This is a genomic window from Colwellia sp. 6M3, from assembly GCF_014077595.1.
Taxonomy (GTDB): domain Bacteria; phylum Pseudomonadota; class Gammaproteobacteria; order Enterobacterales; family Alteromonadaceae; genus Cognaticolwellia.
Genome location: NZ_JACGWF010000020.1, coordinates 45,306 through 55,512 on the forward strand (window position 1 = coordinate 45,306; position 10,207 = coordinate 55,512).

The 10,207-nt window shown below is 38.6% G+C and carries 7 protein-coding genes; 4 read left to right on the top strand and 3 right to left on the bottom strand.

Annotated features, from left to right (window positions below):
- Positions 1-157 precede the first annotated feature (157 nt).
- From H4J50_RS06535 to H4J50_RS06545, 3 genes are all read left to right on the top strand, one after another.
- Positions 158-1,216: an efflux RND transporter periplasmic adaptor subunit gene (locus H4J50_RS06535; protein WP_182255216.1), complete on the top strand. Its 1,059-nt coding sequence runs from the start codon at positions 158-160 to the stop codon at positions 1,214-1,216.
- Positions 1,213-4,317 carry an efflux RND transporter permease subunit gene (locus H4J50_RS06540; RefSeq protein ID WP_108457161.1) on the top strand — a complete coding sequence of 1,035 codons (3,105 nt, stop codon included), beginning with the start codon at positions 1,213-1,215 and terminating at the stop codon, positions 4,315-4,317. Before H4J50_RS06535 ends, H4J50_RS06540 begins: the two co-directional genes overlap by 4 nt.
- 197 nt (positions 4,318-4,514) lie before the next feature.
- The gene (locus H4J50_RS06545) at positions 4,515-4,916 is read left to right on the top strand and encodes a hypothetical protein (RefSeq protein ID WP_182255218.1); all 402 of its coding nucleotides are present in this window, start codon (positions 4,515-4,517) and stop codon (positions 4,914-4,916) included.
- Positions 4,917-5,000: 84 nt separating this feature from the next.
- On the opposite strand, the gene pheA is transcribed toward H4J50_RS06545, so the two are convergent.
- The 3 genes from pheA to H4J50_RS06560 all read right to left on the bottom strand — a co-directional run bounded on the left by pheA (position 5,001) and on the right by H4J50_RS06560 (position 9,394).
- Positions 5,001-6,179 (bottom strand): prephenate dehydratase, encoded by a 1,179-nt coding sequence (gene pheA / locus H4J50_RS06550; RefSeq protein WP_108457159.1) that lies wholly within the window; start codon positions 6,177-6,179, stop codon positions 5,001-5,003.
- A gap of 370 nt (positions 6,180-6,549) precedes the next feature.
- The gene (locus tag H4J50_RS06555; RefSeq protein ID WP_182255219.1) at positions 6,550-6,933 is read right to left on the bottom strand and encodes an MAPEG family protein; all 384 of its coding nucleotides are present in this window, start codon (positions 6,931-6,933) and stop codon (positions 6,550-6,552) included.
- Between the two features lie 28 nt (positions 6,934-6,961).
- Entirely contained in the window at positions 6,962-9,394 is a 2,433-nt protein-coding gene (locus H4J50_RS06560; RefSeq protein ID WP_182255220.1) for a penicillin acylase family protein, read from the bottom strand.
- 227 nt (positions 9,395-9,621) lie between these two features.
- Between H4J50_RS06560 and H4J50_RS06565 the strand changes: the two genes are divergently transcribed.
- Positions 9,622-10,207, top strand: a 586-nt coding sequence (locus H4J50_RS06565; protein ID WP_182255221.1) for an NTP transferase domain-containing protein, incomplete at its 3' end; no start/stop codon positions are given.

Below are 10,207 nucleotides of genomic sequence, written 5' to 3' on the forward strand. Positions count from 1 at the left end.
GGTATAATTAAATTATATCTTAATAATAACAAAGTTAATTAATTTTTTATGATTTGCGACCAAAGCCTTAAATCCTAGGCTAAGTTGTATCGAGCAATACAGGTATCTAGGTTATAGTAATACTACTGTAATTTCCGTAAATTTAGAGATTTTGATTATGTCTGCCGCTTTTAGTCGTCGTATACCCTTGTTTTTACTTGTTGGAGTTTTAATCGCTTTAGTTATTTATTTGCAATGGCCGGAGCAGGTAACCAATAAAGTTAAACACGAACGTGTAGTGTCGGTAAAAACAACCAAAATTGCTTTAGCAGAATTTAAAGACGCTGTAGAAGCCGTTGGCACTTCGCGAGCGAATGAGCAAGTTTACATCACCAGTAAATACTCAGACGTAGTTGAAGAAGTACTATTTCAAGATGGTGAAGCCGTTAAAAAAGGTGAAGTTTTAATTCGATTAAATAGTCGAGAAGAAGCTGCAAAAGTTAAAGAGTTGCAGGCTAATCTTGCAGAGTCAGTATCGCAACTTAATCGTTTTCAAGATTTATATAAACAAAAAGCAACATCTCAATCGCTAGTAGATCAACAAGAAGCACAAACTAAAGCCATTTCAGCACAGCTATTAAGCGCTCAAATAAAGCTGGCAGAATTAACGATTAAAGCGCCATTTTCTGGGGTGTTAGGATTTCGCGAAATCAGCTTAGGTGCTTTAATTAATGTTGGTGATGTTATTACCAGTTTAGATGACCTGAGTATTATCAAAGTAGACTTCTCTATTCCAGAACGTTACTTAACAACAGTTTCTATAGGTCAGCGCATTGAAGCTACTAATACGGCTTATAATGAAGATGTATTTATTGGCGAGATTACCTCAATAGATTCTCGTGTTGATAGCATGACAAGAACCTTAAAAGTACGGGCGAAAATTCCCAACTCTGATCGTAAATTGCGTGCAGGCATGTTATTAAATTTACAAGTAGTTCGTAAAGTAGAGCAAGTATTGCAAATTCCAGAAAGTGCGGTTATTCCAATTGAAAATGACCACTTTGTATTTGTTATTGAATCAGATAAAGCCGTTAAAAAACAACTAGAAATTGGCCGTCGTTATCACGGTTTTATTGAAGTGATCAGTGGTCTTGATATGGGTGCGGTGGTCGTTATTGAAGGTGCTCTTAAATTACGAGATGGTGTAGCGGTTAATGCTATGGAGAGTAAGTCGTGATTTTATCTGATCTCTCTGTTAAACGCCCCGTTTTTGCTACTGTAATTAATTTACTCATAATCACCTTTGGTATTGTCGCATTTTTAACTTTACCGCTTCGCGAATATCCAGATATTGACCCACCTGTAGTCAGTATTAATACCACATATCCTGGTGCATCAGCAGCGATAGTTGAGAGCAAAATAACGCAAATTCTTGAAGATAGAATTAGCGGTATTGAAGGTGTTAAATCTATTAACTCTAACAGTCGAGTTGGCCGTTCTAATATTTCCATTGAATTTGAACTTGATCGTGATATTGACGCTGCTACAAACGATGTACGAGATCGAATCTCACGTGCGCTTAATAACTTACCTGACCAGGCCGAACCGCCTGAGGTCTTTAAGGCGAATGATGATGAAAGCACCATAGTTTGGTTTGTTTTACAAAGTGAAGCTATGAGTACATTACAACTTACTGACTATGCACAACGTTATATTGTTGACCGATTCTCCGTGGTAGACGGTGTTGCGCGCGTGCAAGTTGGTGGCGGAAGAACTTATGCTATGAACGTGGTGCTCAATCGAAAAGCCATGGCAGCAAGAGGTGTAACCGTTAATGATATCGAGCAAACTTTACGCGCAGAAAATGTAGAATTACCTGCTGGTAAGGTCGAATCAATTGAACGAGATTTTTCAATCAGAGTTGAACGCAGTTATCTAACCGTTGAAGACTTTGCCACTATGGTGGTGGCACGTAATGACACTAAATCGTTAGTTTACCTTGGTGATGTAGCCAAAATAGCTTTATCGGCAGAAGATGAAGAAAACATGTTTCGCGGTAATGGCAAGAACATGGTTGGTTTAGGCATTATCAAGCAGTCAAAAGCTAATACTTTAGAGGTTGTTAAAGCCGCAAGAAAAGAAATGATGTCTATTCGTGGTGGCTTACCTATGGGGACAACCATTACCAACAGTTATGACTCTTCAGTTTTTATTCAAGGCTCTATAGATGAAGTTTATAGTACCCTCGGCATAGCAATGCTGATGGTGGTGTTGGTTATCTTCTTGTTTTTAGGCAATGTTAGAGCAACGCTTATTCCTGCTGTTACTGTACCTGTAGCGCTTATTGGTTCTATGATGGTGCTGTCGTGGCTTGGTTTTTCTATCAATTTATTAACCTTACTCGCTATGGTCCTAGCCATCGGTTTAGTGGTTGATGACGCCATTGTGGTATTAGAGAATATTTACCGTCGAATCGAACGTGGGCAAACGCCTTTACTTGCTGCTTACGAAGGGGGCCGAGAAGTCGCCTTTGCGGTTATTGCGACGACTTTAGTGTTAGTGGCTGTATTTGTTCCTTTGATCTTTTTATCCGGAAACGTCGGCCGTTTATTTACTGAATTTGCCATTGCCATTGCAGCAGCGGTCATTTTTTCAAGCTTAACTGCACTATCGTTAACACCGATGATGTGTTCAAAAATGTTAAAGCACAAAAAGCGCAGCTCGTCATTTGGTCAAAAATTAGATCAAGGCTTTACTAAGTTAGAAGCCGCTTACGGGCGATCGTTAAAGGCCAGTATTCATCAACCTTTTATGATTTTCATTGTTATTGTTTTGTCTTTATTTGCTGTTTACAGTTTATTTAATCAATTACCTTCTGAATATACCCCCAAAGAAGATAGAGGAAATTTCTTTGTTATGATGCGTGGAGCCGAGGGTGCCAGTTATGAAAATAACGTCAGAAACATGCAGCAAATCGAAGAAAAACTATTAGTACATCAACAAAGTGGTGAACTCGACCGTGTTATTGTGCGTGTGCCAGGTTTTGGTGGCGCTGGAGGTATTGCTATTGTTGGTATGCCGGCATGGAAAGATCGAGTGACTGATACTTTTCAATTTATTAATAAAATGAATGGTGAACTATCTAAAGTCACTGACGTTAGAGCGTTTGCCATGATGCGTCGAGGCTTAGGCGGAGGCGGTGGTTCTTCATCACCAGTTGAGTTCGTACTGCAGGGTAATACTTACGAAGAATTAGCAAAATGGCGCGATATTATCATTGCTAAAGCGCAAGAGAACCCAGATTTAAGCGGAATTGACAGCGATTACAAAGAAACCTACCCGCAACTATTAGTTAAAATTGACCATAGCCGAGCATTTGATCTAGGCGTTTCGGTTGGTGATATCGGCCGCACGCTTGAAACTATGTTAGGACAGCGGAGAGTAACAAACTTTGTTGAACGCGGTGAAGAATATTATGTTGTTGTTAAAGGCGAGAAAACGGATTTCTCTAACCCCAAAGATATCGATAATATTTTTGTTCGCTCAACGGTGAGTCAACAACTGGTCCCTTTATCTAATTTGATCACTATCGAAGAGAATGCAACCTCTTCACAGTTGAATCGATTTAATCGACTACGAAGTGTGACCATTAGCGCTAATTTAGCTGATGGCTATGCACTGGGAGATGCTTTAAATTATCTAAACAATGCGGTTGCTGAACATTTGCCTGAAGAAGCACAAGTAGCCTACAAAGGTCAGTCGCAGTTATTACAAGAATCTGGTAACTCTATTGCCTTTATTTTTATACTCGCACTGGTAATAACCTACTTAGTTTTATCTGCTCAGTTTGAAAGTTTCATTCATCCTTTTGTGATCATGTTGACCGTGCCTTTAGCATTAGTGGGCGCGTTAGCAGGACTAAAACTGATGGGCATGAGTCTTAATATATACAGTCAAATTGGTATTGTTATGTTAATTGGTTTAGCGGCTAAAAATGGTATTTTAATCGTTGAGTTTGCTAACCAATTACGTGACAAAGGTATTGCTTTTGAAGAGGCATTAATTACCGCTGCAACTCAACGTTTAAGACCTATTGTAATGACGACATTTACTACCGTGACAACATCTATTCCTTTGGTATTAGCCGTAGGGCCAGGTGCTGAAAGCAGAATGGTAATTGGTGTTGTGATCTTTGCAGGTGTTTCCCTAGCCAGTATTTTTACTTTGTTTATTGTCCCTGGAGCATATTACTGGCTTTGTAGAAATACCGGCTCACCGCAAGTTATTACTCAAGAAATTGAGCGTCAGCAAGCACAAATCGCAGACAAAAGCTTGTAGCTAAATCTCTGAGAAAGAAACCCAATTAGCAGCGATGTTAATTGGGTTTTTTCATATTAGAGCGAAAACGTCGTTTTCAGGGGGAATGACTCTTTAATTTTCATACATAGCTAAGCATAAAATTTCATCATCTTGATTAAAAAGTATACATAGGATATAAAAGAGAAAAATAATAATAATAACTTTGGGAAATAGTGATGTTTAACGTTAATAAAAAGCTCTGGTCATTCAACTTTGGTTGTTTGATTGCGGGTTCATTAGTGTGGTTGGTCCATATCGGAAATTTAGCTCCCGTGCCCAGTGTTCTTCACCCTCATACCGACTTTATTCTTGACTATTATCCTGGCTCAGTTACCGCTTTAAGCGCAAGTATTGTTAGCATACTCATGCTGGTTTTTATGCATAAAGGTTTTAAATTATGTGCAAGTGAACATACATTTTGGCTATTATTACCAACCTTATCTTTTATGACATTAACCTTGCTCATTGGTCAGTTTATGCTTGCTTCAATTATGTATGCTGCTGTGCCGATATTAATTGTTTTAACTTTTAGCGCTATTGTCTTTAGGTTAAAAAGCAGAAGTCAGACCGTGAGTTAAAATTATTTGTTGTCGGCTTTTCGGTAAAACTCTAGGCAATAAAAAGGGCAGATTAACTGCCCTTAATTATTTTACAATAACGCGTTATATTATTGCGCTGCTTGGCACATTAGTTGGGCTAATATGTTCGATAGGGTAACAGCCTAAAATTTTAATGAAGTTTGTTTGCTCCGTAATTTGGCTGATCGCTTCTTGTAACGCTAAATTTTTCAAATTTGCTTCTACATCAATGTAAAACATTTCTTCCCAAGGACGTCCTTGAATAGGGCGCGACTCAAGCTTACACATATTAATGCCTTTATTTTTTAAGACTAAAAGGCATTCAACTAAAGCACCAGGTTTTTGTCCTGTTGCAATAACTAAGGTAGTTTTGGCCGGTATTTGCTCTGCAACATCAATAGGCTTGCGAGCGACTAGAATAAAACGGCTATGGTTTTCGGCTTGATTAGCAATTGATTTTTCCAAGGCGTGTAATTGATATAAGTTGCCGCCTTCTTCACTGCCAATAACTGCCACAGTATCATCTTGTAACTCGTAAACTTTAGCCATGGCATCAGCTGTACTCTCACAATATTCAATACGAATATCGCTTTGTTTATCAAGAAAGTTACTGCATTGAGCGAATGGTTGACCATGTGCATAAATAGTTTTTATTTTATTCAACTTTGTATTTACGGCAGTAAGTAAGCAGTGCTCAATAGGCTGCGTTATTTCACCAACAATCGATAAATTAGTATGTTGGAGTACATCATAAACTTCATTAATGCTTCCAGAACTGGTGTTTTCTATTGGCAACATACCATAGTCTACAGAGCCTGATTCTACCTGCTGCATAATTTCAGCAAAGCTTTGACAGCCGCTTTCAATAATTTTTTCTGCGCGGCGAGAAAAGTAACGATGACTTGCTAGGTAACTGTAAGAACCTTTATCACCTAAAAAGGCAACACTAACGGTAGGCTCTTGCATGTTTGGGTTAGCCAAAGTTTGCAAATAAGCTTGTTGATTTAATACCGAATCTTCAATAATAGTTTGAAAAACACTGGTTACGTAATGGGCATCTAAACCTAATAACTTACCTTGTGTAATTAAGCGGATCAGCAACTCTTGCTCTCGTTGTTGATCTCTTACAGGGCGAATGAGATGAGCTTTACTTTTTGCAACATTTAACGTTAGAGCACGGCGCTCAGCAAATAGGCTAAGTAGCTGCTGATCAAGGGTGGTAATCTTTTCACGTATTTTGGTTAAATCTAATGCTTCGTTCACCGTGTTTTCCTAATAAGTTGATATGAATTTAATGACTGAAATTATGATGTTTTAGTAACGGCTATTATTAATAGTTGTTTGTCACGATTACTAAAATTAAAAAACCTCCAAAAGGAGGTTTTTCTTGAATGCCAAAACCTAAAGCGCGCTCAGTAAACTGAGAAAAAGAAAGTATTAAAGAGAAAAAATGGTTTTGTCATTTGCATAGCTTTACTTTAGCCACCATCACGCAAGAGTACAACCGTTTCTTTATGCCAATTTTCAACTAATTGGGTAAAAAAAGCTTATAGCCTGAATTTAACGGTAAGTATTTCAGTCGCGTTAAACTCAAGCTTGGAGTGTTAAGGGGGACTTCTACCTTTCGTTTAACCTAAATACATAAGTAGATAATAGTAAAAGAGCTAATAATACCTATGGCCCAGAGTAAACTGCGAATTACACCAACATTGATTAAATACGCAACGTGATACAACACACGAGCAACAACATGTGTAATCGCTAGTTGTTCAATAAAAATACCGGTGTTTTGTGTTGCTATGGCTAACAATACCGCAGGAGCAAATATAATCAGGGATTCGAAGGCATTTTGATGAGCGGCGAAAGCTCTTGCTCCACAGCCGGTCAGTTTTGCTTGTTGGGCTCGAGGGTGATTATTGTCGTAGCCACCCAGTTTATTCATAGCAATAGCAACAGGAACCTTAGCTATGTAAGGTAGTACAGCTGCGATAAATAAACAAATGATTAATGTGGTCATAATGCTTCCTAAGTTAGTGAGTTATTTGTTAATAAGTGAGTAAGGTTAGTGTGTATTTGCTAGCACCTGGCAGAAAAGGCGTAGTTTCTCCTTTTATCCAACTTTCATGACCTAAACCATAATATGGACTCCAAGGGTGACCTGACTGGCTGGTAGGCATATGAAAAATACCTGTTTCTTCATGCCCAGGAGAAACTGCCATGCGTTGTGAGGCACCAAAAGATTGGCCTTGTACTCTTGGCATATAGCTATCACCGGGTAATTCAATTTCGGGCATATCAAGCCATTGACCAATAAAGGGCACAGCAAGGCTTAACGGATGTTGGATTTTACTGATATTTTGTTTACCCCAAGTCGCATTTGCGAGTGTGTTTGATTTTGTCATTTCAGCCAGGGTGGTTTCTAGACTTGCTTCAAATAACGCTTCCCAACTGTCAAAACCACGCCAGAGAAAATTCTCAGGTTGCTGGTTAACTAATTGCCATAAAGGAGTTTCTATTTGGTGACGAATCGTATTAAAACTATAGCTTTTGTCAACATTAGTCATATTTTCATTGAAAATATCAAAAAGTTTATCTCTAAGATTTAATCTAAAATTCCTGACCAAACGATAAGCAACAGAGTCTGTGCTGGCAGATAAGTTTTCAATATCAATAATATCTTTAACCTCATGCCATGCCTGATGCTTGGCTAGCATGGTGTCATTGAGAACTTGTGTTAACAGAAAGTCTTGCCACCGTAATAAAAATATTGCGCTATCATCTAAGGCTATATTGAGTAAAGCCTGTTCATCAAACGAGGTTTTGGCTTCAAGGTTTTGCTTTATTTGCGAAGATCTCGCGCCAATAGCATAGCCTCCATTACCGATTTTTTTTAACATATTTGCACCAACCACACGGGAATTAGCCGTCCATAAACGTGAATTATTAGGGTTGATGATTTTGGGGTACTTTGCAGGTGGTAATGGTTCAAGCCATTTGTTTTCTCCACTGGCCCATGACGTTGGTATTTCACCAAAAGAAGCGCTGCGCTGGGGTATTGGTCCCATAATGGTCCAAGCAATATTACCTTGCTTATCACCTACCATTAAGTTTTGAGCTGGCATTCCAGAGCGTGCGGCAATAGCTACGGCTTGATTTACATTTTGGGCGGTTTCGAGTTCTGTTATCACCATATTAACTGCTCCATTGTTATGAGCAATCCATTTATAGGCTAATAAATCTCCTTGTTCATTTTCACCGATTACAGGGCCCCAAATAGTATCAGACACTGTAATATCAATGGCATCTTGGTCTTTTACCGCGATAATTTGTTTACGTTTTATAAAGCTTTGGTAGCCATCAGGCGTTAAGTATTGGCTTTTATCTGCATTAGTTTCAAGCACAATAACATCGCTCCAATCACCATAGCTATTGGTAAAACCCCAAGCAATATGGCCATTGCTACCAATAATTATGTTTGGAGTGCCGGGTAATGTAGCACCAGTAACTTTTACTTTAGTATCATTAAGATCTTGGTACTCAAAAGAAGCCCTAAACCATGTGTTAGGTACTCGAATGCCTAAGTGCATATCGTTAGCAACAATGGCACTGCCAGTGGTACTAATTTTACCGCTAACTGCCCAGTTATTTGATCCTGGAAACGCTTCGCTTTGTGTTGAGCTTTCGCTGTTTAGCGGTGATGAAATAGCGACAGAAAAAGCTTCGCCATTCAGTTTTTTGTTTATTTGAGCTATATGTTCGCTAGACGCTGAGGGCCAAGGGGCTTTGGGCAATGGTGACGACGAAAACATAGTGCCATCTATGGCTGCATCCCATTGGCTGCCTTTTGGGTTAAGAAATGCAAATACTTCAGGACTTAATACAGAGTGCAGTAAACCTAAAGTACGTTCGCGTTTACCATCTTGATATTGTAAGTCGATATACATGCTGAACACACTCAGAATAGTATCTTCTTCTTGCCATTCTACTGGCGCTTGGCGTAGCAATAAATATTCAAAAGGTGCCGCTTTAAGAAATTTCAATCCTTGGTTTACGCCGCGAGTATAAGCTTTTAGTAATGCTGAATCAGAGTCGGATAGTTGATTGACTATAACGCTAGCGCGCTCTCTGAAACGGTGGCGACGAATTTCACTATCATAATCGATAGCAGCTGCGCCAAATAAGCTGGAAAGTTCTCCTGCTGAGTTTCTCCGTAATAAATCCATTTGGAAAAAACGTTCTTGGGCGTGAATAAAACCTGTTGCTAAGGCTATATCTAAACGGTTAGCCGCTTTTATCGTCGCAACTCCCTGAATATCTCGCTCAACGACAGCGCTCGCTGATAAGCCATACAATGTTTGTTTACCGTCTAATTGCGGTAGTGCACTGTCAATCTGGCTATATATCCAGGTACTTGAAGTCGCAAGGACTAAAAGAAGAATAAATAGCATACCGATTAATATGTTTTTTAAATGTTTCATTAAGGTAAAATGCCAAAATATAGATAAGTTAGAGTACCTTAAAACAATTGAAGTTTGAATCTTGAACTTCATCCTTTTTCGGTATTTATATTTTAATTCTGTGCTGCATACTATTTTGTTATTAACCTGAGTTATGGCTTATCATTACTACACTGGTTTTATTCGGTATTACAATTTAGACTGGTTACCAATCAAAGAGTTAAGTTGATGAAAGAGAGTCGTTGACGATGATCAATTGTGAAAATAATAATATTGCTATTATAATGTTAGCTGCAGGGCAGTCTTCTCGCTTAGGGCAAATGAAGCAATTAATCACGATTAAAGATAAAAGCTTGTTAGAATGGCAGTTAGAGCAAGCGTTAACAGTGTCTAACAAGGTTTATTGTGTGTTAGGTTTTAATGCCGAAGAGGTTAAATCTCGCATTGATCATTTACCAATACACACGGTAATTAATAAAGCATTCTCAACTGGCATGGCATCATCAATTGCTGCCGGTGTTGAGGCTTTGGCATTAGATATAAAAGCAGTTATGATCGTGTTAGTTGACCAATGGCAATTAACATCGAATGACTTGATCCACCATATATCGTGTTGGAAAAATAGCTCTCATGCTATTGCTGTTGCACAAAGTAAAAATTTGATTGGGGTCGATGATAGAGAAAAAATTGGCCCGCCAGTTATATTTCCACAAATGTATTTCAAAGAGTTAACAAAGTTAACCGGTACGCAAGGCGCAAAGTCCTTATTAGAGAAATATCAACACAACTTATTAAAAGTGCCATTAGCTCAGGCTTTTATTGATTTGGATACAC

Bases quoted from the DNA above. Each gene is read 5' to 3' on its own strand.
- H4J50_RS06535 (WP_182255216.1), top strand. From the start codon at position 158: ATGTCTGCCGCTTTTAGTCGTCGTATACCCTTGTTTTTACTTGTTGGA.
- H4J50_RS06545 (WP_182255218.1), top strand. From the start codon at position 4,515: ATGTTTAACGTTAATAAAAAGCTCTGGTCATTCAACTTTGGTTGTTTG.
- H4J50_RS06555 (WP_182255219.1), bottom strand. From the start codon at position 6,933: ATGACCACATTAATCATTTGTTTATTTATCGCAGCTGTACTACCTTAC.
- H4J50_RS06560 (WP_182255220.1), bottom strand. From the start codon at position 9,394: ATGAAACATTTAAAAAACATATTAATCGGTATGCTATTTATTCTTCTT.